Genomic DNA, 26,683 nt, shown 5'->3' with positions numbered 1-26,683 from the left:
TTTCACGGTGATGTGACATGCTAAGATAAAAACGACAGAGCGGGATTAGCCAGAAGGATAAGGTTAATTGCTTTTTTACGATCATTTGAGCAAAAGGGCATCTTTTTTTTGGAAGCGTTATCATTAATAGGAGAGGCTGTGAGTTGTATGGTCAAAAGGAAGCTGTTTTTCTTAATCGTTTTCATGTTGACGATAGGAGTTCCTTCCAGCCTGATCGGAATAAGGGCCGCTTATGCGGAGACCTTACCTTATCAGACGATTATCATCGATGACGGTAGCATTAAGATTAATGATGTTGTGAAACCTGATGCGGGTAACGAGAACAATGGATATTCGGCTCCAAATTGGACCACAAGCACAGGGGTGAAGGGGTATGATCTTTCCAGCACCAAATATACGAGTACAGTAGGCAAAACGATAACATGGAATCCACGCTTGGAAGCAGGGACGGCGAGAATATCGTTCTATAAGCTGGATTGGGCGGATAACGCTGATAGCAATGTGAAAATCGAAATTGTTCATAATGGAACGACGGATGTAGTCTTTATGGATCTAAGACCCTCATCTGGCGCTCCTTCGGGATGGGTTGATTTGGGAGAGTACTATTTTTCCGGGGTTGGTGAAGAATTCGTTAAATTGACCCGGTCTACCGGCACCACGAACACGATCCTTACGCGTGCTGATGCGGTCAAGTTCGAAGGGAATATAAGGCAGAAAGAGCCACATAAGACGATCATCATTGATGATGGAAGCCTTACGATTGATAATGTCGTCACTGTTGATTCAGGCAACGTCAATAACGGGTTCTCCGCTCCTTATTGGACCACAAGCGCAGGAGTGAAGGGATACAATAATTCCAGTTCCAAATATACGGATGCCGTAGGTAGAACTATCACATGGAATCCGCGCTTGGAAGCAGGGACGGCGAGAATATCGTTCTATAAGCTGGATTGGGCGGATAAAGCAGATAGTAATGTGAAGATTGAGATTGTTCATAACGGGATAACGGATGTTAAGTTTATGGATCTAAGACCTTCGTCAGGTCCATCGGTTGGATGGGTGGATCTGGGGGAGTACGAGTTTAGTGGTGATGATAGCGAATTTGTCAGGCTGACTCGAACGCAACCTACGACGGGTACAATTATTACTAGGGCCGATGCAGTCAAGTTCGAAGGGAATATCCGGCAGCAAGCACCGCCGTTGCCCCCGCTGCGGAGCCGTACCTTAGCGAATCTCAGTTACACGGAAAAAGGCAGCATCGAAAATGCTAACTATAAGGCGACTTTCTATGAGGCAGCATGGGATGGGGGCAAATCCATCGTTCGTGACATGTTCTACAAGAACACGGACACGGGAAACTGGATGCCAATCAATAATGTGTCGGAAAGACTTGAGGAGCAATGGGTCTTATTGGATGGGAATGCGGGCAGCCGAACCAATTACTACGATACGATGAACAAACACTGGATTACATTCGACGGGGTCCATTTTCCAGACAGCCACACGGCGGTATTAACCGATTCTACGCATGGCAGTGATTACGATTTTGAAGTGAACTGGTCCATGGCAGGGGAAAAACCAGATGTTTCTTTCGCCTTTACGCCTCGCCGCGACGGTAATTATGTGATTGGATATCAGTCCTTCACAACAGAGGCAGTCTCCGGCATCAATGAAGTGTTAAATGGATTCAGGTCGCATGCCAAAATGGTAGGTACGGTGGAATCAACAAGCTTGAGAGAGCTGAGCGCTCCGATGAGCCTGGTTGAGAAGAATGATGGTTCGGGTAATCCATTGACGTATGGCGTATTTGTACCTTCGGCAGAGCTTCCGGTTGAATTTGAACCGACGGGAGGCGTTACGAAACAACGGCTTGGCATGAGCCTGGTCAACAACGAAGGCAGCGTGCAACCAATCCTGTATGCGCCTCAATTAGGGACTTATTCTCAAATGACTGCAGAAAGCACTTATCAATTTCATATGGGGCTAATCGCTCAAAAAAGCAATCTGTATGAGTCCTACGCGGATATTCTTCGCAATGAGTACGGTTATTCAGCATACCGCGAAAATGTGTCAGATCAGTCGCTTACTGACGCGATGTTCAATATGATCGATTTGCTTAAGATTGAGCCGCAAGGGGACGACTCTGTTAATTATGTCCCGTCACCCAGCGGGTGGTGGAGCCGTGCCAAGGGCTTTATTGATATCGAAAACGAGGATAGCGTTCGAACAAGCTCGAATGCGGTTCTTCTGGGGGCTTACTATTTGACTGGGGATGACCAGCTATACGATACGAGAGCACTGCCGTCCGTCCAGTATGGTGTATCGCGAAATGGTATCGGTTGGTCGCCGACGCAGAAAAAAGTATACGGTGTGCCTTCCTTATGGAAAATGGCTACTCTGCCTTTCGATGTTTCAAGCGTAGCCGCTGTCAATCAGATGATGGGCACTTCGGCAGGAATTGGGGCGCTGGCACAGGAAGAGTATCTCATGCGTGATCCTGACCAGAAAGACCGGGGGCCTGTCATTCAACCCCTGATGATGTATCGTATGACGGGAGAGGCGCAGTATTTGCAGGCTGCCAAGGATGCAGCCGATAGTTATATCATGCAATATATCGATACGCCTACATCTGTGGATGTGAGTAAAAATGAGTTCATTTATTATTATAGCAAGCTGTGGATGGAGATCTTGGAGCTTTATGAGGAAACTCAGGATCCCAAATACTTGAATGCCGCTTATAAGGAAGCCAAACGGTATGCAACCATGTTCGTTGCTCGTCCAGTTCCTGAAGGTAACGTTACGATTCCTCAGCCTGAGACGTATAATTACGCGGAGTCGTTCCATTGGCCGGAAAGTGGTAAATTTCAATATCCTAGGCTCAAGCTTCCAGAAGATATAGCCGGAGGCGTTCAAGCGGATAGTTGGCTGGTTTCTCCCAATGGATTGACGTTTGAAGCGGGAAGTACAACCGGCTATTATCGGATGAATGCTCAGGAAGCCCCATTCATGCTGAGATTGGCGCAGTATACAGGTGATAAACTGCTGCAGGATATTGCTCATAATGCGGTTATTGGTCGATATTCCAGTTATCCAGGTTATTACTATAAGGGATTTGCCGTTAGCCAACTTGAACCGGATTTTCCTCTGGAAGGCCCAAGCGGGGCTACATCCATCTATTATCACCATATTCCGGGGCAGCTTGGGCAAACGATGGATTATTTGATCAGCGAACAATCATTAAAATCAAATGGCAGTATTACATTTCCTTCCGTATTTGAAACGAATTTTTTATGGTTCAAATATCACCTCTATGGGAATAAACCAGGTCAATTTTATGGTAATTCCGACGTTTGGCTCTGGATGCCCAAGGGGATTATTAAGACTAATCATCCTCAATTGAACTGGATAACGGGTGAGAGCGGGGATAAATTCTACATCGGCCTAAGCAATGCATCGTCAGAAGAAGTTCAGACTCCGATCGAATTGAATGAACAAATCATTGGATTCAACCCGGCACAAGATTATACCGTAACGATCATCCGCGACAATGGTACACCAGAGCAAGCAGTTATGAGTGGCGGAATCATTCAAGCTACGGTTTCAGGCAAGGGAATCACCGCGATCATTGTAGAGGGTCTCGATATTGATGTGCCGCTGCATCAGGTCAGAACGGCTGATACATCGGATGCAAGCTATTTCTTCGATATCCACAGTCCAATTGATGCGGTTAAAGGCATGCTGATGGTTAAGCCTGACGAAACGGCCTATGATGCTTATGTGCAGGCCAAAACGACGAAACCAGCGACAATCCATTATTCCTTGGACGGTGGGGCTACGTATACAACCATCCCAGATACGATATACCCGATGGAATGGTCGATACGGGTAAACGATTTATCACAAACTTTCACTTATTACGTGGAATCGGAGGGGAAACAGACCCGCAAGCGGACACTCTATCTGCCTGATCAGGTAACGGAAACTCCAGTCCAACCCGGTGGGCAGGATAGTTCATCTATCATTGTGGATAATACGGAGGCGGAGACAGAAGGCGTCTGGATAAGGGATACGACGGCTGACAACTATTACTATGATAACTATGTGTATGCCAAATCTACGGCCGGCACAGCGACAAGCAAAATGAGATGGCGGCCTGAGCTGGCAGAAAGTGTCACTTACAGTGTGTATTACAAGATTCCGCAAATCACCGCTGCGAGTGAAAATTGGGCAACGAATGCCTCATTTACCGTGTATTACAGCGGAGGCTCCGAGACGGTTACTGTTGATGAGACAACGGCGAATGGTACTTGGGTGCACCTAGGGGATTATCCTTTTGCTGCAGGCGATAGCGGGTACGTTGAGCTAACCAACAAGGCTAACAAGTCCAGGGTCGTTGCCGATGCGATCATGTGGGTGGACCCGAACAGGATACCGCAATTGGAGTCTGCTGTGATCCTGTCCGATCGGAACGAGTTGCAGATGACTCAAACCGCACAACTGAGCGTAACCGGCTATTTGGATAACGGTTTGATCGGTGATCTAACACAGGCCAATGTTCAGTATTTCGTTGATCGTACGGATCTGGCCGAAGTGGATAGCAGTGGGTTGTTGACCCTTCTAAATCTCGATGGAGACACGGATCACATTGAGGTATGGGCTACTGTAACGATTGATGGTGTGACCTTAACCACACCGCCTTTGAACATCACGATCAAGGACCTAACGGTTATCGTCGATAGTACAAATACAACTGGGTTATACACGACAGAAGGGTCTTGGAGCCAAAGCAATTTAGCCGGATACAAAATTGGGGTTAAGTCCCGTTACTCTACAGTTCAAGGATCATCAGCAACGTGGAAAGGCCAGTTTCCAGAGGGGAAATATACGGTCTCGATCTACAAGCTCGTTCATACGACGGCAAACGATAATAATGTCAAAGTAGAAGTGAAGCATAAGACGGGTACCGAAGTCACCTATATCGATGCATCGGTCGGCTCATCGGGGTGGGTTAATCTAGGAACGTTCGACTTTACGGGTGACGGTAGCGAGTATGTCCGGTTAACCAGGGTTACTCCTACAACGGTAGACCCGCCAACGCTTCCTGCGGATATGATCTATACGAGGGTTGACGCAGTTATGTTCGAACGGCATTCCGATGGTTCGGAGCTGCTTGCAAGTGAGGCGCCAGGTGAACCAACACTTTCTGAATAATAGAGGTGTTGCGACATGTTTACATGATGCCAGTTAGTGTACATGTGAGTTATTGAATTGATGTTATACAAGTTATTGTTAAATAACCCTAAGAGCTGAGTGGATGAGAACGATCCATTCGGCTTTTTTTATGTCGAGGGACAAGAACATGGTCCCCATCCTATTTCTAGAGTAGAATCAACATAATATGTATCATCATGTAGAGGTTAATGGGACAGGTCAGGAAATTATGAAGCAGCAATGCCTGCAAAATGGTGCAGGGAATGTCGGATGCAAGAAGAAAGGATTTGATATGCTTGAATCAACGAGGGAGGGAAAGATCATGAATACGCTAGCACGACTGAATGAGGGCCTGAGCTACATTGAGGAGAATCTAATGGATTCCGTGGATATGAAAGAGGTAGCACGAATCGCCTGCTGCTCGGAATACCATTTTACACGTATGTTTTCCTTTCTTAGCGGCATTACCTTATCAGAGTATATCCGACGTCGGCGCTTGACGCTGGCAGCTCTGGAACTAAGCCGGAATGACAGTAAAGTCATTGATGTTGCCCTCAAATTTGGATATACCTCTCCGGATTCCTTCGCTAGGGCTTTTCAGAGCATGCATGGTGTTACGCCCTCGGAAGCGAAAAATCATGGTCCATCTCTCAAGGCCTTCCCTCGAATGACATTTCAATTGACCATTCAAGGAGGAAGCGAAATGAACTACCGTATTGAAGACAAAGAGGCCTTTAGGATTGTGGGCATCAGTAAAAGGGTGCCGATCGTGTTCAACGGAGTGAACCCGGACATTGCTGCGATGTATCAACATCTTACGCCGGAATTAATTGAGACGATTAAGGGGTTATCCAATGTTCAGCCGCTTGGGATAATAAGTGCCTCGACTCATTTTAGTGAGGAACGGATGGAGGGAAAAGGGGAACTAGATCATTATATCGGTGCAGCCACGACCCAAGAGGCTCCCGAGGGTTTGGCACAACTGGAAGTGCCTGCCTCAACGTGGGCAGTGTTTACTGCTGTTGGTCCTTTTCCGAGTACGCTTCAGGATGTATGGGGAAGAATCTATTCCGAGTGGTTTCCTTCTACGGATTATGAGCTGAGCGAAGGACCGGAAATACTGTGGAATGAGCACAAGGATGTCACTTCTTTGCAGTACAGAAGCGAGATATGGATACCGATACGGAAGCGATAAAGCTGTGTGTCTTCATATGTGTGGGGTGGCGCAATAGTTTTAAATCGGGACAAAGAAGAGTCACCACCCTCAATTTGTATTCGCATGTAGTGAGCAAGCGAGAATCATTGAACTTTTTGAGTTTCAGATGTCGGTTATATGTGAAATACCAAAAGATCTCTTCACTACTGAAGAGATCTTTTGGTGTACAACAACTTTTTAATGGAAATCACATTACATAATGATGACAGATGAGTGCGTGAATCCATTTGCAAGGTACTGTTATGGTGTTTAATGTCCACCTGTATCGGAAGCCCAGACAGGATACCAGCCCAAGGCCGGATTTTCATTGTTGTACAGTACCAGATTGCCGTCATTTTGCATGATCAGCACATTGCCTCTAAGATTGGCTGGCACATTGTCTGCTCCATAATATGTCTTAGCCCACGCCAGGTTATCTGACGTCCAATAAGGTGTGTTTTGCGGATCTGATATGACCAACTTCCCGCTGAAATAATTAATCTGGAGTTTATGTATTCTCGTGTCTTTGGTTTTGCTGTTCCATATCATCTTGCGTGACTTGACATCCCAGATCTGCGCATCACCATAATTATCAAATTGAAACGAAAACCTGATATTGTTTGACACTAACCCCCCACCGGCGACGTTATACATCGTGTCATAAATCAGACGATCTCCACTGGCGGCGGAAGTCACAGGGGAAAATGAAATCAAAAACATGAGCATGGCCAGACAAGATAAAAAGACTTTTTTCATATAGCATCCTCTTTTCCTGAATATGTTCTAAGTTACTCGTCAAATATATCATATATTTTTCTTTTATGGATAAAAATTCAATAAATTGGTCCCCTACCAAGAGACTGTCATACGCAAACGGCCTGATCTCTGAATGACCAGAACGCGATTCAATAACTTGAGCAGAATGCCCGCTTGGATCGTTGGTGAGAGATGGAGGGCTCTGCCAATTTGTATGAAATATCGGGTTAGGTCAACTCTGGAGTCAAGTTTAGGTAGATTAGGGGGTTGCTGTGTTAAACATTGCTATATACAAATCTTATTTCATGCATTATAGTTATTAAAGATAATCAATATCTATAATAAAAATCCAGTGGTTTATATTCAAGTGGTTAGAATAAAATATGAACTAAAAAGCCTATAGAAAATCTCTTAAGCAGAACTTGTTGCCTTAGTTCCACAGGCAGGACTGAGATCAATCCCGACGTCAGCTGGAAAAAACCAAGTATTCTTACAAATACGATTATACAAGGAGTATAAAAATGAATCCAAAACTACAAAGAAAAATTGAGCACTTGGAGAATATCGAGAGGTTCCCAGCAGAGGAGTTATTTGAGTATATACAGCTTAATAAAGAGGACGAACTATTAGATCTTGGAGCCGGTACAGGTTATATAAGCTTTTCTTTTGCTAAATATGTGAAAAAGGTAGTTGCCTTTGATTACGATAATGATATTTTAAAGTATCTAGAGGTAAAAGCTAAGGAAAAAGGGATAACCAATATTGAAACCACAGCCGCAAACTTTAAAGAAATGCCATTAGAGAACGAAAGATTCGAAAAAGCTGTTGCTTCAATCTCGTTACACGAGGTTCAACCTCTTTCATTGGTGTTGGATGAAATCCACAGAGTTTTAAAAGACAAAGGGATCTTTTTGTGCATTGAATTAGAGAAGTCGAAGATGTCGGAGATGTCTAATGCTCCAAGGGTTTCATCGAAGGAAATGGAGGGAGAAATCGTTAAGGCAGGCTTTTCAGTTATTGATATGTTTCATTCACCAACGCAAATTGCTAATCAACCCGTCTATATCATTATTGCACAGAAGAATAAATAAAAAATGAAACTAGTTCATAATAAGCAAAAATTAAAAACCTTATGATAAAAAGAACAGGAATATTGTTATTGATGTAAGGACGTATTCTAAAAACTGAAATCGGCGTTATTGGGATATTGCCTCAAATTGCTGAACAATTCGTTAGCTTATCAATTCTTAAGCAGGGTTACTAATTGTAGTTGCCATAAAGTACAAAAGGACGGCGAAGCCGTCCTTTTTGCTACATTATATTAAGTTCTTATTCCGAGACGAGACAAGAACTTGGTTGTATCCAGAAATAACAGAGGAGCTGAGAAGCTGATCGAATTGATCATACAGGGTGTTATTGTAGATTCCTTTCTCATAACCGGAAACTTTTACGAATGTCTTTTATTCTTTAAATGAAGATCTTAATTCACTCTCATAATCGTCAAAGAAATTCATATATGTTCTGCGAGGCATCTCGATCATTCCCAATTTCGTTCCGAGTGTCATAACCTGATCCGTTTCAGCATCATATGGCGCCCAAAATGGTAGTTTATCATCGTTAGGGTCGCCACTCTTGGCGAAATTTACCCAATACGAAGACATTCGATCGGCCAGTTCATAATCTTCGGGGGTGTAGGGCAAGTTCACCTTATCCAAATTATTGTATGCATACACGATTTCGCCGGAGTGGTATGCTCCTAACGTCTCAAATCTAGATGGTCCGGGCTGCCCCTTATCGAAGATATAATAGTAGACATTAGATTTCCCTGTTGTGCTCTGAAGTTGTGCCCAGGTGTGCATTTGCCAGGTGAACAGCTTGTCCGTCGAAAGATCGACTTGAGCCTGCTTGGATTCGTTATCACTATCCGAACGATACAGCTCCAATACTTCATCAGCTTTGTCTCCGAACCGTTTACGAACAGAAGCTTGGAATTCATCGACATCCTTTATTGCATATATGGGCCAAGGCATCGTGAGAAGGGTTCCTTCATCAGAATTGCTGCCGATCAAAGTGCGAACATCATTTTGTTTTCCAGTTTCAAAAATGTTATAAACGGTATTCGGCAATACATAACCATCTATAGCTGGGGCGATCGTCTCGTCTGCAGAAGCACGAAGTAAGTCCGCTGCGGACATCTTCCGTAAATCGCTAATAGAAGTTTTATTAAGCGACTTCTGGAATTCATCTCCGTGAAGTTCGGCTTGGGCCAGCGTTTGCGTATAGATTCCACCCGTTCTCTCTCGCTCCATATCAAAGAAAGCACCGCTTTCGGCAATTGCTTTATTGAATAACCCCTTAGCCAAGGGGGATGCCGTTAGAATATTAACCGAGCCCGCTCCGGCCGACTCCCCTGCAATTGTCACATTGTCCGGATCGCCACCGAAAGCAGCAATATTACGTTTGACCCACTTCAATGCAGCGATTTGATCCAGAATCCCGTAGTTTCCCGAAGCTCCATAATCGGATTCCTCGGTTAGCTCTGGATGTGCCATAAAGCCGAAAATGCCGAGTCGGTAATTAATCGTTACGAATATAACACCCTTTTTTGCCATGTTCTCGCCGTTGTACAAGTCCATGGAACCTGATCCGTTTTTGAATGCCCCTCCATGGATGTACACCAATACAGGATGCTTCTCCTGATCTGATTTAGCACCTGACCATACATTTAAATATAAGCTGTCTTCACTTATTTTTTCATTATGCTTGATACTGAAATTGTCCATGAATGCACTTGTGCCAAGTCGTAAGTTAATGAAGTTTGTTAAAATAGACGGTGTTTTTTTCTGCATGGCCGCATTCGGGAAACGTTTTAGTTCGCGTACCCCTTTCCATGGCTGGACCGGTTGCGGAGCCTTCCATCTCAATTCTCCGACTGGCGGGGTAGCATAAGGGATTGCAGCGAAAGCCCTGACAGATTTATCTTCGTTATAAAGTCCCGAGATCAAGCCGTCTTGCGTCTCCACCGGCTCAGTTGGCATGGATTCCATCTCATCGTTCCATACTGATCTGTTCACAAGAATGGGACCGGTCAAAATCACTATTAAGCCTAAAAAAGCGGATGTCAATATCCAGGAAGCGAATTTGAATAAAGTTCTCAAACGAACAAGCGGTTTTCGCATAAAAATTGCTATTGTACCTACTACAGCGAACAAGACCCACTCGAGCAGTCTACTTTCTCTAGTAAATAATAATAAAGCCGTGATAAGTGCAAAAACCGTAAATGGGGCCCAAAACCAGATGATAAGATTCTTATTTTTTTTGACTTCAAGTTCACTCATGCAATCTACTCCTAATTCCATAAAGTTATGGTACACTTGTACCGTATAAGTCGTTATCTTATAATTACTAATATGGGTTGTCAACAAGTTAAGATGATGTGAAACAGGAGGGATAGATTTGTACCATATAAACCGTGATAAAAGATCAATTCAATCGAGTGAATTGATCTTCGAAGCATTGCTGGCTTTAACAGATGAAATGGATTATGAGAAAATAAGTGTGACGGATATCGTAAATCGCGCCAAGGTTGGAAGATCAACCTTTTACCGAAATTTTGACCAAAAAGACGACGTGTTCAAATTCAAATGCAACCAAACATGCCTCCGATTAAGAGAATATCTTACCGATTACCAAACACAGTATGACGTACCGCCAGGGCCGGCCTCTAGCAAACCTTTTTTTACGTTCTGGTCTAGTAACACTCTTCTGATTGAAGCGTTAATCAAGATCAATAGAATTGACATATTGAGCGATTCTTATGTAGAAGTTTTACGACAATATTACGATGATTATACCTATCTACTGGATGGGATACCTTCAGACTATGTAGAGTATGTAATGGCTGCGAATGTTGGTTCGTCTATTGGTGTGCTGGTCCAGTGGATTAAGAATAACAAACGCGAATCCCCCGAAGATATGGCCGAAATAATCATGCATCAACTTTTGTCCAACTACAACAGATTAATTTGAAGTTCGGAATAAAAGTAGTGGGGCCTTCCTTTAATCTGTAATTAATTCTTAATCTATCTTAAGATAGCTGTATATGCAGTTTGAATTTGATCAAAATTTGCATATTGATCAAATTTGGCGATGTACTAAAGATGAGGAGGACGATGTAGAATGGAATTCAAGTTTGGGGACGCTGCTATTCTTCTACCCCCTTTACACATTACAATTATCGCAATAATTATTATTCTCTTTTTAATAAGGTGGAGCAAGCAATTAGAAATAAGACGTTTTACGGTTTTCTTTTACTTTTTAATTAGTACTTTCATTACTTCTATTTATTCTCGTGCTACAACAGAAGGTGTCTTTCAGTTATGGATTCCCTTAGGATTTATAGTGGTTTTCTTTTACTTGTTTCGCAGCGAAAGAAATCATCCTTCTAAGATGAAAGCGAGTATTTTAGGGCTTTCTATAGCAATATACCAGTTGATTATTCAATATTTCGGATAGATTTTGATATTTATTGAACATAGTTCCAATACACGGTATAAAAATGCGATGAAGCCGGTGGCGTGAGATGGAGATTTGAACTAGTTGTTCGACTCGACCATGGCTCCCTTACTTTTCATTATCGAGCGGTTAAAGTAGAATGCATATAAGCTGGGCGAAAATACGAAAATGATCACATTAAACGAAGTAAAAGAGAGGTTTGTACTTATGACAATGACGTTTAGGAAACTAAGTGAGCTATCGATGGAGGAAAATGTACGTATTTGGAATCTAGGATTCGAGGGCTATTTTATACAGATGGTCATGACGATTGATGCTTTGATGACCAGGATTGTTAACGAAGGACTTTCCTTGGAGAATTCACTCGCTATTTATGTGGATGGTGAACTTTCAGGGTTTGTCATGAATGGATTTCGTGACGTAGATGGAAAGAAAGTGGCATGGAACGGTGGGACAGGTATTGCGCCTGCATTTAGAGGGCAGGGCATTGGCAGAGCGCTCATGTTAAGAAATATAGAGTTGTACCGAGAACAAGGCGTGGAACTTGCGTTACTTGAAGCGCTCACCCAGAATGAGAGTGCGATCAAGCTATATCAGTATGTGGGGTATGAAATTACGGATCGATTAATGATTTTACAACATACGGGTACAATAGATCCCCAATTATTGAAGCGATCTGTTGAGCATCCCTTTTCTATCACCAAAGGATTGCCCCGTGATGTATATGCGCTAGACTTCTATCGAGGTTTATCTGCTTGGCAGACACAATGGCCTAGCATGAAGGAGGGTGAATCTATAATTATTAGACAAGATGGCGAGCCTGTATGCTATGCATTGTATAAGCGAACATTTGATCAAGAGGATAAATTGGTAACCATTTCGCTCTATCAATGTGAGGTCCTTCCTGGGCGGGAAGATGCAGAGGAGATTTATAAGCTTGCTCTCAGTGAGCTGTTCGCCCCGTTAGACTATGTTTGCAGACGAGGGACATCTAACCTGCGTAAATCCAATCAATCTCTGAACGATCTATTGATAAAATTAGGTTTCACAACAAATGTTGAGCAAGTGTTCATGATGCGAAATATGGATCTTAACTAAGATAAAAGAGAAACAGATAGATAATAGTAATGTTGAATTACAAATTTTTTTAGCATTCGTTGAATACATGATACAAGAAATAAAGCAACACACATCATTAAGCTAACGGGACATGATAGCGCAAAAAAATAAGAAGACAGCCGATTAAGATCGGCTGTCTTCTTATTTAACTAACCGACAGGACAGTTCATTGGCAATAGCGTCATCTATAGTACTCCAATCTGCACAGATTTCCGAGAATATTTGAAAAATACTATCGCACATAGCTACCTAAGATTAGATAAGGTGGCTGAAGAAGGTCGTAACAGGAAGGAACTATAGGTTGTTTGTAGCCTTTTTACTAATGGACTGATGCGAAAAACCGTTTAATAGTGCAGTTTAATCATTGAAATGATTGAGATTTACTACATTTTTACATGTAGTATGAAGATGATTCAGGATGGAATTATTCATTCCGGAATCCCAGAAGTGCATAACTTGTCGTGCTTATGTTTTCTTAATTACATTCCAAGGAAGAGGTGTTGTTCATGAAAAAGTTAATGGATTTTAGAAAGAAAATGTCGGCCGTGTTAATGGCAAGTGGCCTGATATGCGCGATGCTGTTACCCATTCAAGCGTCGGCGGCAGACATTGCTTTTAACGAACCTTTAAACGGCGTGAATCCTAATTTGTTCTATATTTGTTCTATACCTCAGATGGATGGGCTAATGGTCCAGATTTCGGAGTGGGCTGGAAGGCGGTTAATCAGGAATTCGTGAATGGAATTATGGCTCTGCGACTTGACAATACTGGGTATCCCGCAAGTTGCTCGGGGAAAAATTATGCTTCCGCTGAATATTCGACCCATGTGAAGTATGGCTATGGCCGGGTTGAAGCACGTTTAAAAGCGGCTTCAGGAGTCGGTCTCGTCACAAGCCTCTTCACGTATTCCGGGCAAGGAACAGGTACATCCAATGACGAAATCGACATTGAAATATTGGGCAAAGACACGACGAAGATGGAAACTAATTATTTTACGAATGGTGTAGGTCAACATAGCACGATCATCAATCTGGGGTTTGATGCCTCGCTCGATTTTCATAATTATGCGTTCGAATGGTCGCCATCTTCCATTAAGTGGTATGTAGACGGTAAACTGGTCCACACGGAGAATGGATCACGTGGAACACTTCCGACCAGTCCTGGCTATATTATGGTTAATCTGTGGTCGGGCTCGGGACCGGCTGAAATATGGACAGGAAAATTCAATTACCCAGGTATGCCGGTACGTGCCTATTTTGATTGGATCAAATTTAAACCGGCTAACTGACGTTTGAAAGATGGGTTTTTTAACTGAATTTACAAATAAGATGAAATAATCTGAATATAACTCTGTGTGATATAGGCAGAAATTGAAGTCCAGAAGAATTAGCAGTTATGGATTATCTGAAGGCGTTACAAAGTTTACTCTGTAGTGACCTTTTAAAAAGCTGTCCCGGGTCAGTAGTGGCTCTCGGGATAGCATTTTTTATTTACAACAATTGGAATATAGGTGATAGAGTTTTTTACAAGATATGTATTTGGTAGCGCTTACAAAAAATGTGGGGGGAGTTATGAATGCCATCTATCATAAGGGAAGAAGCGGTTCCGAAGGAAAAGGTAAAAATGAATAAGAATTATCCAGTTTATGTCGGCGACACGATTGGTGTGACTATCCCTTATCAAAAGCTTCATTGGCATAATGTTCTGGAGATTAATTATATTAAATCCGGCACGGGGTACTACATCATCAACGGGCAAAAATTTGATTTCCAGCAGGGAGATGTGCTGCTCATCAATTCGAATGATCTTCACTGCGCTTACGAAACGAAGGATCTTGTCATGACTGTCATTACGTTCGATTCGACCTGGTTTATTCATAACCTCCGATTCGATCCGGAGCTATTCAGCCCGTTCCGCGAAATAGACAAACATTACATGAATCTGATCCACCGTGATCATCCAGCCATGGACAGGCTGCGGTCACTTCTTCTTGAACTCCAAGTGGAGCATGAGAGGGAGCAGCGTTCCTACGCTACGGTTGTATACTCGCTTATTCTCCAGTTTTTGACTATCGTAAATCGGGAGTGTCGAATAGAGGGGATTTGCGGTAGTCAACCCATCATCAGTGAGAGGCAGTATGAGAAAATACGTCAGGTGATTATGGTCATGATTGAACTGAAGTACAGAGTGAACAACACTGGAGATATTTAGCTAAGAAGTAATTCGAGCAAAAAATTAGAATGAACAGTTTTACCAAGCCATTTAACACTTTCAAGCAATGCAATTATATCTTCATTTCCCTATCATTATAAGTAAACGAAGTGACGCAGGCAGCCGGCAAAAATCCACTTTCCTTATTAAATCTTTCGTTTGTATCCTCTTAATTACTTGACAAAAGGTAACTGGTTAGATATTTTAATACATAACCAGTTACCTATTTTGGAGGTGGAAATATTGGAATTTCCAATCGAAAAAAAAATCACACCTAAAGCCTATGTTTATGGATCAATTTTCACATTGTCTAACCGTTTGCAACTTTTAGGTGATAGAAGATATAAGGATCTTTCATTAAAACAAGCTTTTGTGTTGTGGAATATTTCTCTTTATGAGGATTACTTTCTTAACCTAAAAGATATTGCTCAAATTGTCGGTACTTCGAGTCAGAATGTGAAAAAAATCATAGATATTCTTGAGAAAAGAGGTTTTGCTACAGTAGGAAAAGATGAAACTGATAGAAGGAGTTTACGTGTTGCTTTAACATCTAAGGGTAAAAAGTATTACTTGGAAAGAGGTAAGGAGGAAGAACAGTATATAGAGGAGTTATTTACTGACTTCGATGATGAGATGCTTATGGGATTGTATCAAGGTCTATATAAACTTATGGAAAAAACAGCTCAAGAACAAGGGGGAAAATAATATGGCAGTTTATCTGAATGAAGTATCGCGCACCTTTGGTGAGTATTTACTAATACCAGGTTACTCATCTGTAGAGTGTATACCGGCAAATGTTAGCTTACAAACACCCTTAGTGAAATTTAAAAAGGGAAATAAACCACCTATGTCTTTGAAAATTCCTATGACATCAGCAATTATGCAGTCTGTTTCTGATGATACAATGGCAATATATTTAGCAAAAGAAGGTGGACTTTCTTTTATTTACGGATCACAATCTATTGAAAGTCAGGCACAAATGGTTGCTCGTGTTAAAAGTTATAGAGCTGGATTTGTTGTTAGTGATTCAAATATATCTCCTGAAGCTACTTTAGAAGAACTGTTAATGTTAAAGAAGAAAACAAATCATTCAACTATAGCAGTAACAATTGATGGAAGTTCTAGAGGTGAATTAGTAGGCATTGTAACTAGCAGAGATTATCGAGTTAGTCGGATGACTTTAGACACTAAAGTTAAAGATTTTATGACACCGTTCGAAGAATTAATCTGTGGTAATAAAGATACCACATTAAAAGAAGCGAATAATATTATATGGGAGCACAAATTAAATTGTCTTCCAATCATTGATGATGAACAAAGATTGATTTCTATGGTATTTCGAAAAGATTACAATACTAATAAGAAAAATGAGAATGAGTTGATTGATGAATCCAAAAGATATATGGTTGGTGCAGGTATTAATACTAGAGATTATGCTGAACGAATTCCAGCATTACTTCAAGCTGGAGTAGATGTTCTTTGTATTGACAGTTCCGAAGGATTTACAGAATGGCAAAAGATTGTTCTTGAATACGTTCGGAAGAATTATGGTGATACCGTAAAAATTGGGGCAGGAAATATAGTTGATAAAGAAGGTTTCCGTTTCCTTGCAGAAGCTGGTGCCGATTTTGTAAAAGTAGGAATTGGCGGCGGTGCAATTTGTATTACACGAGAACAAAAAGGCATAGGGAGAGGTCAAGCTACCGCATTAATTGAGGTAGCGAAGGCTCGTGATGAATATTTTAATGAGACAGGAATCTATGTACCAATTTGTTCTGATGGAGGTACTGTACACGATTATCACATTACATTGGCACTAGCGATGGGAGCAGATTTTCTAATGTTAGGCAGATATTTTGCCCGATTTGATGAGAGCCCCACTAAAAAAGTGAATATAAACGGTAATTATATGAAGGAGTATTGGGGAGAGGGAAGTACAAGGGCAAAAAATTGGCAAAGATATGACTTAGGCGGTGACGAAAAACTTTCTTTTGAAGAAGGAGTTGATTCGTTTGTACCCTATGCAGGAAGTTTAGAAGATAATGTTGGACTTTCTTTAAGCATAGTACGTTCAACAATGTGTAATTGTGGTTACCTGACAATTTCTGAACTACAAAAAAATGCTAAGATAACCTTAGTTTCTTCTACAAGTATTGTTGAGGGTAGTGCACACGATGTTCTACTTAAAGATAGTCGTCAGATATTGTAACACATCATTGTTAGCGAATCGTTCACTGAATAAATTAGATTTTTATATAAATGAGATGTAGCTTATATATGTTAGAGAACTGTGATCACAGTTCCTTAAAGTGTCGAGAAAGTCTTAGGGACTTTCTCGACACTTTATTTTTTATTTGGGGGGACTCGAGAGACCGTAGAAGAGTAGTTAATCCAGAACCCCAACCATTTCTTGTCACGGGACAAGAGCATTGCTTCGTTATTTGGCAACATTATATAGTTGTATTGCGTTCATTTAAGTGAGTACTTTAAAGGGGGAGGATTATAATAAAAGTAAAATATTTATATTTTATTCTCAACATTATACTGATTATTCTAACATCAGCTTGCTCCAGCAGTTTGACTAGTTCAGGTTCACAGGAGGATCTTACTGGACCTTATCGCGTAGCGTTGGATGAAGTGATTTCAAATGATACAGCTCTTAATGCCGATATGGGGTACATTTCTCTGGTTTGGGAAGAGGGAGTTATTTTGAAAAGTTCTGATAAACAAGTTATTGAAGAATACTTACAAAAAGAATATAACATCAAGATTTATAACTACACCTATGAACAATTAATAGAGCAAAAGTTATATGAGCAGGGGAAAACGATGCTTAAAGGCATTCTTCTAACCATTGAAAAGCAGAAGCAATCGATCAACCCAGATGAGATGACTATTGAGGTTAGTAAGTATCGTGCAAACGAGGGATCAATCTCTTTAGACATGAAACTTGCTTACCAGCAAGGGCAATGGAACGTCGTTGAATATGCTATGATCAGAGAAAGTTAGGGAGTACCTTATGTAAAGAGCTGTTCTTTCGGCCGTATTTAAGAGTGGATATATCTTTCCTGTCTTTCAGGGAGGTAGTAGGGAACTTTATGTCAATGTACAAAATGTACATACTTCACGCCATCCGATCTGGGAAAAAAGGAGAATACCCCCTATGAAATCATCACCGAAGGAGTCTTATGTGTCTCATGACACTCGCCTTACCCGCTATGCTATCGTGTCCACTGCCGTAACATTGCTCAGTGATGAACAGCTTCGAGAACGAGTAGAAGATGCTATGGGCCTTGATACTGGCATTGGTGGTGCAACGGCTTTGATGCAGATTCAGGAAACGCCCATCTTCGTGAAAATAATACCACTTACGGAAAAAGAAAGGCTCACTGAAAATGCCATGTCCACGGAAAACGTGTTCAAACTTCCTCCATATTGCCAGTATGGCATAGGTTCTCCAGGTTTTAGTGTGTGGCGCGAGGTTGCAGCCCATACCATGACCACCAACTGGGTGCTGGCAAATCACTGTGCGAGTTTTCCGTTAATGTACCACTGGCGAGTGTTAAAAAGTCCAGAACGACGAACTCCAATCTCTGATGAACTGAGCGATGTTTCTCGTATGGTTGAGTTTTGGGATACTTCAAAAATGCGTGACCGTATTGAGGCACTTGAACAATCCGAGTACAGTGTTGTACTGTTCTGTGAGTACATTCCCTACAACCTGCACGACTGGCTTTCCGAACAGATTGCTATTGGTGAGAGTAAAGCCGCTTCAGCACTGTCCATGGTGGATTTGAATCTGCAATCCGCTGTCTCCTTTATGAATGCAAACAAGTTACATCATTTCGATCTTCATTTTAAGAATGTTTTAACCGACGGAAACCGTGTTTATATTTCGGACTTTGGTCTTGCGACGTCTTCTCGGTTTGAACTGTCCGATTCCGAATTGAATTTTCTTGAAGCGAACAAGACTCATGATGGGTGTTATGTGGTAACAACGTTAGTGAACTGGCTTGTAACGGCATTGGTTGGCATGGTAAACCGAACTGAACGTATAGACTACATACGCCGTTGTGCTGAGCACGACGAGTTGCCAGAGCTGATGGATCCAGCAGCAAAGATTATCATGCGGTACGCTCCAATAGCCGTAGTGATGAATGATTTCTACACCAATCTCGTTTCGATGGGCAGAACTACGATTTTTCCAGATGAGGAGATTGAACGGATCTGTACAAAAATGGGGTTCGATTCATTTTACTCAGATGCGAAGCTTGTTTAGTACTTTAGAATCTTATAGTTAAGTTTAGGTCTTGTTAGTTCCTAGAAGTGGATTTGAAAATGTACAACGTTTTGATGGAAAAGGAAAAGGTCACATCAATAAAATAACAAAACAAAATGTGCCAACACCTCATGTTAATTGTAAGTCAATACCTGGGGGAGTTAGACTAACTAGACCAGATGGAATTCCAAAGAAGAGGTAGAGATGATGAATACATTAAAATGGCTTCAGAACTGGTATTATGAAAACTGTAATGGAGATTGGGAACATTCATATGGTGTGAAAATTGATACAGTGGATAACCCCGGTTGGTCTGTTGAAATCAATTTGGCTGAAACTTATTTAGAGGATACGCCATTTGATTCGATAGAAGAAGAGAGAACTGATGAAGATTGGTTCTACTGTATTGTGAGGGATGGAGTATTTCATGGTGCAGGCGGAGCAACGAATCTAGAAGAGATAATAATTCACTTTAAAAATTGGGCTTCAAGCATAGAAAGATGATAATTACGTAAGTTATCGATGTGTTCTATCGCGCTGCCCTAATCTTGTTTTAGGACACTAGTGCCAAATAAAAAAACAATAACATTACTGATTTGATGATTATTTAATAAAGTTTCGACTGCATTATACCTATACGACTTCTACTGGAAAAATTAAACTGACCCCTCCGCTATTTTCAGCGAGAGAGGCCCGTTACTTGTCAATTGCAGTACTTATATGTTGTACATGCCATCCAAAACAGCGATCAAGATGATGAGTCGTTACTAAAGCGATATGTCACTTTTTTTGGTTCGTTCCGCCAGTTCAGTTATTGACTTAATGTCTTGATCAGTTAATAGATCTAGAAAATACTTGCGTATTGCCTTTGAGACTATGGGAAGGGCTTCATCCAAGGCTGACTTTCCGACGGAAGTAATAATGACTTGCACACCGCGATCTGTGTCTAGTGGTTTCCTCAGAACTAGACCTCGTTTTTCCATACGCGTTAGATGATGAGATAGTCGGCTCTTATCCCAGTCCATCGAGTCAGCTAATTCCTGTTGGCGAAGTTTACCATCCCCAAATTGGACTAAACGATCTAATACTCCAAAATCACCTTCTGATAGTCCTGTATATTCAGACATTTCTTTTACAACGCGACCGAAGACTCGTTTAAAGGAGCCTTTCCACGTATTCCATAGTCGCATTTCGTCTTCGTTTAGTTCATTAATATCCATGCGAATATAATACCATGGTTGACACATCAACCACAAGGTGTTACAGTTTGTTTTGTGAGTTGACATATCAACCAATGGGGTTGAATTTGTCTTTAGGTTGATATGTCAACCTGAGAAAATTATAAAGGTCTGCAAAAGATGTAAAGGAAGGAGTAAAAAATGCATAAACCTGTCGCCTTGGTCACTGGGGCAAACAAAGGAATCGGGCTTCAAATAGCGAAAGATCTCGCGTCACAAGGCTTTGCGGTACTCATCGGCTCGCGCAATCTCGAAAAAGGGGAGGCAGCAGCAAAAAGTATCGGTGAAGATGCTCGTGCTATACAGCTCGACGTCACGAATCAGGATTCCATCTCAGCTGCTGCAGCACGAATTCGCAGCGAACTCGGCCGTCTTGACGTGCTTGTTAACAACGCGGGCATATCACACGCAGGTCTGCCAGGTAGGCCGCTGGAGGAAGTTGGAAGGTCCGGCCGCCCAAGCGTCGCGTCTCTCGACGAGATACGCACAGTTTTCGAAACGAACGTGTTCGGCGTAATTGCTGTCACGCAAGCGATGCTGCCGCTTCTGCATGAAGCAGCAGTGGCACGTATTGTTAACGTATCAAGCGGCTCGAGTTCGTTGACGTTAAACGCAGATCCTGCCAATTCGCATCGCGAAATGTTCGGTGCCGTTTATAGTCCGTCGAAAACCGCTCTCAATGCGATTACACTTGCTTTCGCAATCGAACTTGAGTCCACAGGAATTAAGGTCAATGCTGTATGCCCGGGCTTCATCGCAACAGATCTTAACAATTTCGAGGGCACGGGCACCGTACAACAGGCTGCTCGTCATCCTGTACGCCTTGCTATGCTCGGCGAAGACGGGCCGACGGGAACGTTCTCAAATGAGAAACGCCAGCTCCCTTGGTGATTTAATCTCTAGTACTGACTCACCAGAAGATCCACGGACAATATAAGGCGTAACGCCTACAAATATGAGGAGTGTGTTATTAAATGGAATATGTGAAACTGGGACAAAGCGGTTTGGATGTTTCGAAGTTAAGTCTTGGAACCATGAGCTTCGGCGTACCTGAACGCGGCAATACCCCATGGTCATTGGATGAAGAGGACAGCAGAGCGATCATTAAAGAAGCAATCGAAATGGGCATTAATTTTTTTAGTACTGCGAATATGTATTCGGACGGAACAAGTGAAGAATTTCTTGGACGTGCATTAAAGGATTTCGCCCGTCGTGATGAAACCGTCATTGCTACAAAGGTATTTGTTCCGATGCGCAAAGGTCCGAATGCAATGGGACTTTCCCGTAAAGCCATCATGACCGAAATTGATAACAGTCTAAAACGGCTTGGAACGGACTACGTCGATTTGTACCAGATCCATCGTTGGGATCCTAATACACCAATCGAGGAGACAATGGAGGCTCTTCACGATTTAGTTAAGGCGGGAAAGGTTAGATATATTGGAGCATCCTCCATGTTGGCATGGCAATTTGCGAAAGCGCAGCATGTCGCGGAGCGCAATGGCTGGACACGTTTCGTTTCCATGGAAAATAGACTTAACTTGCTTTATCGGGAAGAAGAAAGAGAAATGCTCCCCCTTTGCAAAGATGAGGGGGTTGGCATCACTCCTTACCTGCCTCTGGCGGCAGGCCGGTTAACCCGGGATTGGAATGAACAGACCTCGCGATCCGAGAATGACCAAATAGCAAAAACGTTGTTTATTAAAACGGAAGAAGCTGATCGCAAAGTTGCAGAAAGAGTAGCGGAAGTTGCCGCTAACCGAGGGATTCCGCGCGCACAAGTTGCTCTTGCATGGTTGCTGCAAAAGGAAGAGGTCACAGCACCAATAATCGGTTCGACCAAAATCAGCCATCTCGAAGATGCGGTTTCAGCGTTATTGGTTAAATTAACGCCTGAAGAAATTACCAGTTTAGAAGAACTTTATATACCACATCCATTAGTATAATTGATATTCGAAATCAAACAAGTATAACAGTCAGTGAAGGGGATTATACAACTGAGATCATTGATTCGAAATGGATAGCACCTAAGGATCTGTTGATTCCAGATTTACTGGAGCTACGTGATAAACAAGTAATTAAACAGATTACAGAAAATTTGATCTCTCAAAAGGAATACTCATTAGCTTTATTCAACAGATATCTCACGGGACAAGAACATGGTCCCATTGAAAGTCGCTATTTTAGCGGCTTTTTTATTTTATCGCTAGTTCAGAAAAACCCAGGAACTGTTAACTTACTCAAATAAGATTTTATAATAAAAATGGTAATGTTAAAAAAGACATCGATCATACGAACCATGGAAATCTAAGGAACACCCTAAACTCCCACATACACATGATTGGAAGGTTCCTAGAAGTCCATGGAGATAGTGAGGGGAGACTCAAGATGTATAGTTACGATGAATTCACTGAAGACTTAAATCTTGGACACGAAATAGAATTTATCTTGAATGATACACATTTCTTAATCAATTATAATGAAAGTGGTTGGTACTGTATTAAAGAAAATGAAGAAGCGCAAATTAAGTATGAATCAGTTGAACAACTATTAAATGAAGTTAAGATTAATGGTAAATCATTAAAAAGTTTATGGGGAAATATCATTGTGAGTGACATATTTTTACTAAAATCAGCCAACAACGTTATCTGTTAAAAAGCCGCTATAGTAAGGGAGGCTAATAATGGCAGGAAAGAAAAGGGTTAAAGTGAAGTTAGGAGATGTCTTCGCGATAAGACTTAATCAGGACCGTTATTGTTACGGACAAGTTGTTTCTGAAGGAAGAATATCAGATTGTATGATTGTATATGATTTGGTATCCATGGAACACCTAACGGTCAGTGAAATCACCTCGAAACCCATCATTTTCTTAATACAGACTGTAAACTCTAGGATTGAAGATGGTATCTGGAATGTGATTGGAAATGGGCCAATACCAAGCATGACATTTCCGTTGTACAAGTGGAAACTGAAGATGGATACATGTTGGTAGATCATAAGGGTGATGTTGTGAATGAAGATCCCAGTGCTTCGGAGATTGAAGAAGTCCCCGAACTGGAGTCTTGGTCACCTGTTGGTCTAGAAAAAGCAGTCAATGCTAGGTTTGTAACTGGAGAATGGGACCCGTACTATAATGAGTTAATTTATACAAATTAGTTTATGTTCAATGTAACCTTGAAGGGCCCATTACCCTCAAGGGTTTTTTATCTAGATATCAAGGGACGAGAAGTGAATATTGATGGGCAAAAACATGTTCCTATTACCGATTCGGCATGTATCTAATCGATCTTCGTCCGTTAATTTATTAAGCTAACGGGCAGGTTAGCATGCCTATGATAGCTGGATTCTGTATACTAAACGAGAGAATTGTCTTTGAAAGGAGTTTGCAGGTGGACACAATCATGATAACGCCGTTTGTCGGCATCGGTCCTTTTCGGCTGGGGATGAGCAGGGAAGAGGTGGAGCAGATTTTTGAAAATCTAAACCATTGGAGAGCTGATGATGGTATATCCGTGAATCCGAGCTACATCGAGATGCTGTTTATGCGCGAACATTTCGAATACGATTCCAATGCGCGGGTGAAGTTCATTCAACTGATTAATCCGCGTTACTCGGGGCAATTCTATATTCCCTGCTTATATCAAGGTGTGGACGTCTTCACGACGAAGGTAGAGGATTTAATCCACTCGCTTAGGCAAGAGTTCTCAATGGTCGGAGATGATGATCCGAGGACAGGTTTTTCCTTTGCGATTCAAGACCTTGAGCTAAGCTTCTGGCGAGAAGGTATTATGAATGATGAAATCATGAAAGACCCGTTCTTTCTGGAGATGAGCGAAGAAAATCAGGAGATCGAGAAGCGATATTTCTATTTTACTACCGCCTCGATTGGAACACCGGGATATTTCGATTTTATGGATAACGATTTAGCGGACACACAAGGTTAGGGAGAAAACAAATAATATCGAGATGGCTTTTTAGAGTTATGCCGGATCATATTCTTGTTCGAGCTGAGGACAAGAACAACTTACTCTGCTTCATCATCGTCCCCGTTGCCTGCATCTAATACTGTAAGCGTCACATCGGATGTACTTGCTGCTAACCATCGTCTTACTTCATATCAGTTACAATGCGAATGCAAAAGTCAAATCGTTTATTGACATTGATCGATCGTTCGATTATATTTCGAGTATGAAAACTAAATCCGAAAACAAAGTGAATCTTATTTATCAGGCTACGATCGAACTTCTGAATGAAAGTGGCCTTTCTGAAATATCTATCTCAAAAATTGCTAAAAAGGCGAAAATCTCTTCTTCGATCATTTATTTTTATTTTGATAGCAAAGAGGATATGTTGATCAAATTGTATTTTCTGCTCAAGGATCAAATGCACCAGCTCATGTTTCATGGTGTAACAGAGAGTACACCCGTAAAAGTGGGGTTTGAGAATATTCTGCGTAATTACTCAAATTATATCTTAAATAATAAGGACAGCTTCTTGTTAATGGAACAGTTTATTGACTCACCCTTTATACGTAAAAAATGTAAGGATCACAATGGTGGCGTGTTTAAGCCGATGTATCCTTTGTTTGAAAGAGGAATTAAAGAAGGTTATTTTAAGGATTTGGAAACGAATCTATTGGTCACATATTCCTGTTTACCTTTTGTTGAAATGGGAAAAGAGTATTTAAATGGGGCGTATGAGTTCAGTCCAATAAACATTGAGAAAATGATTCAAATGAGCTGGGATGCGATTAAAGTATAGTCAGCTCTTTTTTTTATTATAAATTGATCGATCGTTCAATAAATTTTTTTGAATTATTTTGATCGATCGTTCGATAAACTTAAAGGGGGTGATTTTCATTTTTGCAATCGAATTTTCAAGGCATGGATTCCCATAGAGTGAGAAGTTATCCAAAAGAAGAAACGGTATCAATTCAAACATTAAAAACAATAGATTAGACAAACAAAGGGGATCAATTCTTTCATGAAGAACTACAAATGGATTATTTACTTGCTTGCATTAGGCGCAACCGTGGTCGGTACTGCGGAATCAATTATTACAGGTATTCTGGATATGGTGGCCGCTGATATAAATGTCACTATTGGCTTGGCTGGCCAATTGGTTGCCATGTATTCTATAGCCTACGCGGTAGGAACACCAATTTTAATCGCGATCACTTCAAAAATAGATCGGAAAAAGCTGCTGTTCATAGCACTTCTTATCTTTATTATCGGTAATGTCATTGCTGTCCTTAGCCCTAACTTTATTATATTGATGATATCCCGTGCTATTTTGGGTGTGAGCGCTGGGGTATTCGCGGTAGTGGCATTGGGGATTGCAGCACAAATTGCTCCTCCAGAGAAAAGAGGAAGTGCGATTGCCACGATTTTGATGGGTACGAGTCTTGCGCTCGTTGTCGGCCTTCCTTTAGGAACCTTAATCGGTGAATATATGGGGTGGCGCTGGATCTTCGCAATTCTTGGTATTATCACCATCATTCCTATTATTGCGATTGTAAAAGCGATACCTAAAATGTCTGGACAAGAAACGATTCCTTTATCCAAGCAATTGGCTATTCTCAAAGATTTCAAAGTAATCAGCGGTTTATTAGCTTCCTTGTTCTTTATTACCGGTTACTCCGTTGTTTCCACATACCTTGCGCCGTTACTACGCGAAAATGCTGGCCTCAATAGCAATACAATTAGTCTCGTCTTGCTTGGCATGGGTTTAATGGCTGTTGTTGGAGCACGTGTTGGAGGATACGGCGCTGATAAATGGGGAATAGCCCCTACACTGATTGTCAGTCTGTTGATCCATGTTATTGCCTTGTTTTTCCTCCCGTTCGCTGCGGTTACTTTTGTAGGTGCCATGTTTATTCTTGCACTCTGGATGCTTGGAGCTTGGACAACTGCTCCTGCACAACAGTTCTATCTGGTAACGATGGCTCCTAAATCAACCGAAATTATACTGAGTTTGAACTCATCCGCCTTCCACCTTGGTGTTGCCCTGGGTGCAGCTTTGGGGGGAGTGGTTGTAGAGCGGTTAACCTTGTCGTCGATCGGCTGGGTCGGTGGTTTAGTCGTCATACTTGCAACTGTATTTGCAGTGATTTCTATATTAATGGGAAAGAAAAAAATCATCAAGTCTACTTGAGAGCGA

24 protein-coding genes are annotated in these 26,683 nt (G+C 41.7%); 21 read left to right on the top strand and 3 right to left on the bottom strand.

The features are described 5' to 3' along the window. Window positions 1–147 precede the first annotated feature (147 nt). Window positions 148–5,211, top strand: coding sequence for a golvesin C-terminal-like domain-containing protein (locus tag AC3ITG_RS17350; protein ID WP_489250792.1), 5,064 nt, complete (start codon window positions 148–150; stop codon window positions 5,209–5,211). A 322-nt stretch (window positions 5,212–5,533) separates the two neighbouring features. Next, the gene (locus tag AC3ITG_RS17345; RefSeq protein WP_413379342.1) at window positions 5,534–6,406 is read left to right on the top strand and encodes an AraC family transcriptional regulator; all 873 of its coding nucleotides are present in this window, start codon (window positions 5,534–5,536) and stop codon (window positions 6,404–6,406) included. Window positions 6,407–6,676: 270 nt separating this feature from the next. On the opposite strand, the gene AC3ITG_RS17340 is transcribed toward AC3ITG_RS17345, so the two are convergent. Continuing rightward, window positions 6,677–7,162 carry a hypothetical protein gene (locus tag AC3ITG_RS17340; RefSeq protein ID WP_413379340.1) on the bottom strand — a complete coding sequence of 162 codons (486 nt, stop codon included), beginning with the start codon at window positions 7,160–7,162 and terminating at the stop codon, window positions 6,677–6,679. 521 nt (window positions 7,163–7,683) lie between these two features. Between AC3ITG_RS17340 and AC3ITG_RS17335 the strand changes: the two genes are divergently transcribed. Beyond that, on the top strand, window positions 7,684–8,253 hold the full coding sequence (locus AC3ITG_RS17335; protein WP_413379338.1) for a class I SAM-dependent methyltransferase: 570 nt from the start codon (window positions 7,684–7,686) through the stop codon (window positions 8,251–8,253). A 369-nt stretch (window positions 8,254–8,622) separates the two neighbouring features. Here the strand turns inward: AC3ITG_RS17335 and AC3ITG_RS17330 are convergent, their stop codons facing one another. Next, window positions 8,623–10,200, bottom strand: a complete 1,578-nt coding sequence (locus AC3ITG_RS17330) for a carboxylesterase/lipase family protein (protein WP_489250791.1) — start codon at window positions 10,198–10,200, stop codon at window positions 8,623–8,625. A 418-nt stretch (window positions 10,201–10,618) separates the two neighbouring features. Between AC3ITG_RS17330 and AC3ITG_RS17325 the strand changes: the two genes are divergently transcribed. From AC3ITG_RS17325 to AC3ITG_RS17275, 11 genes are all read left to right on the top strand, one after another. Next, the gene (locus tag AC3ITG_RS17325) at window positions 10,619–11,191 is read left to right on the top strand and encodes a TetR/AcrR family transcriptional regulator (protein WP_489250790.1); all 573 of its coding nucleotides are present in this window, start codon (window positions 10,619–10,621) and stop codon (window positions 11,189–11,191) included. A gap of 150 nt (window positions 11,192–11,341) precedes the next feature. Beyond that, a complete protein-coding gene (locus AC3ITG_RS17320; RefSeq protein WP_489250789.1) occupies window positions 11,342–11,677 on the top strand; it encodes a hypothetical protein in 336 nt (111 codons plus the stop codon). 207 nt (window positions 11,678–11,884) lie between these two features. After that, window positions 11,885–12,775, top strand: coding sequence for a GNAT family N-acetyltransferase (locus AC3ITG_RS17315; RefSeq protein ID WP_489250788.1), 891 nt, complete (start codon window positions 11,885–11,887; stop codon window positions 12,773–12,775). A gap of 527 nt (window positions 12,776–13,302) precedes the next feature. Beyond that, a complete protein-coding gene (locus AC3ITG_RS17310) occupies window positions 13,303–13,533 on the top strand; it encodes a hypothetical protein (RefSeq protein WP_489250787.1) in 231 nt (76 codons plus the stop codon). Then, window positions 13,530–14,084, top strand: coding sequence for a family 16 glycosylhydrolase (locus tag AC3ITG_RS17305; RefSeq protein WP_489250786.1), 555 nt, complete (start codon window positions 13,530–13,532; stop codon window positions 14,082–14,084). The genes AC3ITG_RS17310 and AC3ITG_RS17305 overlap by 4 nt, the downstream gene beginning before the upstream one ends. 287 nt (window positions 14,085–14,371) lie before the next feature. Then, on the top strand, window positions 14,372–15,007 hold the full coding sequence (locus AC3ITG_RS17300; protein WP_489250785.1) for an AraC family ligand binding domain-containing protein: 636 nt from the start codon (window positions 14,372–14,374) through the stop codon (window positions 15,005–15,007). A gap of 243 nt (window positions 15,008–15,250) precedes the next feature. Further along, window positions 15,251–15,712 (top strand): MarR family winged helix-turn-helix transcriptional regulator, encoded by a 462-nt coding sequence (locus AC3ITG_RS17295; protein WP_413379323.1) that lies wholly within the window; start codon window positions 15,251–15,253, stop codon window positions 15,710–15,712. Window position 15,713: 1 nt separating this feature from the next. Then, window positions 15,714–17,216, top strand: coding sequence for an IMP dehydrogenase (locus AC3ITG_RS17290; protein WP_489250784.1), 1,503 nt, complete (start codon window positions 15,714–15,716; stop codon window positions 17,214–17,216). 368 nt (window positions 17,217–17,584) lie between these two features. Continuing rightward, entirely contained in the window at window positions 17,585–18,016 is a 432-nt protein-coding gene (locus AC3ITG_RS17285) for a hypothetical protein (protein WP_489250783.1), read from the top strand. A 154-nt stretch (window positions 18,017–18,170) separates the two neighbouring features. Then, a complete protein-coding gene (locus tag AC3ITG_RS17280) occupies window positions 18,171–19,286 on the top strand; it encodes a protein kinase (RefSeq protein WP_489250782.1) in 1,116 nt (371 codons plus the stop codon). Window positions 19,287–19,490: 204 nt separating this feature from the next. Then, window positions 19,491–19,790: an immunity 53 family protein gene (locus tag AC3ITG_RS17275; RefSeq protein WP_489250781.1), complete on the top strand. Its 300-nt coding sequence runs from the start codon at window positions 19,491–19,493 to the stop codon at window positions 19,788–19,790. Window positions 19,791–20,053: 263 nt separating this feature from the next. On the opposite strand, the gene AC3ITG_RS17270 is transcribed toward AC3ITG_RS17275, so the two are convergent. After that, the gene (locus AC3ITG_RS17270) at window positions 20,054–20,506 is read right to left on the bottom strand and encodes a MarR family winged helix-turn-helix transcriptional regulator (RefSeq protein WP_489250780.1); all 453 of its coding nucleotides are present in this window, start codon (window positions 20,504–20,506) and stop codon (window positions 20,054–20,056) included. A gap of 159 nt (window positions 20,507–20,665) precedes the next feature. Here AC3ITG_RS17270 and AC3ITG_RS17265 point away from each other — a divergent pair, with 159 nt between their 5' ends. From AC3ITG_RS17265 to AC3ITG_RS17235, 7 genes are all read left to right on the top strand, one after another. Beyond that, complete coding sequence (locus tag AC3ITG_RS17265) at window positions 20,666–21,415, top strand: SDR family oxidoreductase (protein ID WP_489250779.1); 750 nt, start codon at window positions 20,666–20,668, stop codon at window positions 21,413–21,415. A gap of 83 nt (window positions 21,416–21,498) precedes the next feature. After that, window positions 21,499–22,470, top strand: coding sequence for an aldo/keto reductase (locus tag AC3ITG_RS17260; RefSeq protein WP_489250778.1), 972 nt, complete (start codon window positions 21,499–21,501; stop codon window positions 22,468–22,470). 442 nt (window positions 22,471–22,912) lie between these two features. Beyond that, on the top strand, window positions 22,913–23,179 hold the full coding sequence (locus AC3ITG_RS17255) for a hypothetical protein (protein ID WP_489250777.1): 267 nt from the start codon (window positions 22,913–22,915) through the stop codon (window positions 23,177–23,179). A 28-nt stretch (window positions 23,180–23,207) separates the two neighbouring features. Beyond that, the gene (locus AC3ITG_RS17250) at window positions 23,208–23,516 is read left to right on the top strand and encodes an Imm26 family immunity protein (RefSeq protein ID WP_489250776.1); all 309 of its coding nucleotides are present in this window, start codon (window positions 23,208–23,210) and stop codon (window positions 23,514–23,516) included. Window positions 23,517–23,925: 409 nt separating this feature from the next. Further along, window positions 23,926–24,468: a hypothetical protein gene (locus tag AC3ITG_RS17245; protein WP_489250775.1), complete on the top strand. Its 543-nt coding sequence runs from the start codon at window positions 23,926–23,928 to the stop codon at window positions 24,466–24,468. Between the two features lie 244 nt (window positions 24,469–24,712). After that, entirely contained in the window at window positions 24,713–25,285 is a 573-nt protein-coding gene (locus tag AC3ITG_RS17240; protein ID WP_489250774.1) for a TetR/AcrR family transcriptional regulator, read from the top strand. A gap of 222 nt (window positions 25,286–25,507) precedes the next feature. Next, the gene (locus tag AC3ITG_RS17235) at window positions 25,508–26,677 is read left to right on the top strand and encodes an MFS transporter (protein WP_489250773.1); all 1,170 of its coding nucleotides are present in this window, start codon (window positions 25,508–25,510) and stop codon (window positions 26,675–26,677) included. The last annotated feature ends 6 nt before the right edge of the window (window positions 26,678–26,683 follow it).

It is taken from the genome of Paenibacillus sp. GL_099_B, from assembly GCF_057835695.1.
The sequence above is the reverse complement of the archived record's forward strand: the minus strand, read 5'-3'. Positions and strand labels throughout refer to the sequence as shown.

Bases quoted from the DNA above. Each gene is read 5' to 3' on its own strand.
- AC3ITG_RS17350 (WP_489250792.1), top strand. From the start codon at position 148: ATGGTCAAAAGGAAGCTGTTTTTCTTAATCGTTTTCATGTTGACGATA.
- AC3ITG_RS17250 (WP_489250776.1), top strand. From the start codon at position 23,208: ATGGCAGGAAAGAAAAGGGTTAAAGTGAAGTTAGGAGATGTCTTCGCG.
- AC3ITG_RS17260 (WP_489250778.1), top strand. From the start codon at position 21,499: ATGGAATATGTGAAACTGGGACAAAGCGGTTTGGATGTTTCGAAGTTA.
- AC3ITG_RS17255 (WP_489250777.1), top strand. From the start codon at position 22,913: ATGTATAGTTACGATGAATTCACTGAAGACTTAAATCTTGGACACGAA.
- AC3ITG_RS17235 (WP_489250773.1), top strand. From the start codon at position 25,508: ATGAAGAACTACAAATGGATTATTTACTTGCTTGCATTAGGCGCAACC.
- AC3ITG_RS17310 (WP_489250787.1), top strand. From the start codon at position 13,303: ATGAAAAAGTTAATGGATTTTAGAAAGAAAATGTCGGCCGTGTTAATG.
- AC3ITG_RS17300 (WP_489250785.1), top strand. From the start codon at position 14,372: ATGCCATCTATCATAAGGGAAGAAGCGGTTCCGAAGGAAAAGGTAAAA.
- AC3ITG_RS17265 (WP_489250779.1), top strand. From the start codon at position 20,666: ATGCATAAACCTGTCGCCTTGGTCACTGGGGCAAACAAAGGAATCGGG.
- AC3ITG_RS17320 (WP_489250789.1), top strand. From the start codon at position 11,342: ATGGAATTCAAGTTTGGGGACGCTGCTATTCTTCTACCCCCTTTACAC.
- AC3ITG_RS17290 (WP_489250784.1), top strand. From the start codon at position 15,714: ATGGCAGTTTATCTGAATGAAGTATCGCGCACCTTTGGTGAGTATTTA.
- AC3ITG_RS17335 (WP_413379338.1), top strand. From the start codon at position 7,684: ATGAATCCAAAACTACAAAGAAAAATTGAGCACTTGGAGAATATCGAG.
- AC3ITG_RS17330 (WP_489250791.1), bottom strand. From the start codon at position 10,200: ATGCCAACTGAGCCGGTGGAGACGCAAGACGGCTTGATCTCGGGACTT.
- AC3ITG_RS17280 (WP_489250782.1), top strand. From the start codon at position 18,171: ATGAAATCATCACCGAAGGAGTCTTATGTGTCTCATGACACTCGCCTT.
- AC3ITG_RS17245 (WP_489250775.1), top strand. From the start codon at position 23,926: ATGATAACGCCGTTTGTCGGCATCGGTCCTTTTCGGCTGGGGATGAGC.
- AC3ITG_RS17345 (WP_413379342.1), top strand. From the start codon at position 5,534: ATGAATACGCTAGCACGACTGAATGAGGGCCTGAGCTACATTGAGGAG.
- AC3ITG_RS17275 (WP_489250781.1), top strand. From the start codon at position 19,491: ATGATGAATACATTAAAATGGCTTCAGAACTGGTATTATGAAAACTGT.
- AC3ITG_RS17270 (WP_489250780.1), bottom strand. From the start codon at position 20,506: ATGGATATTAATGAACTAAACGAAGACGAAATGCGACTATGGAATACG.
- AC3ITG_RS17240 (WP_489250774.1), top strand. From the start codon at position 24,713: ATGAAAACTAAATCCGAAAACAAAGTGAATCTTATTTATCAGGCTACG.
- AC3ITG_RS17315 (WP_489250788.1), top strand. From the start codon at position 11,885: ATGACAATGACGTTTAGGAAACTAAGTGAGCTATCGATGGAGGAAAAT.
- AC3ITG_RS17340 (WP_413379340.1), bottom strand. From the start codon at position 7,162: ATGAAAAAAGTCTTTTTATCTTGTCTGGCCATGCTCATGTTTTTGATT.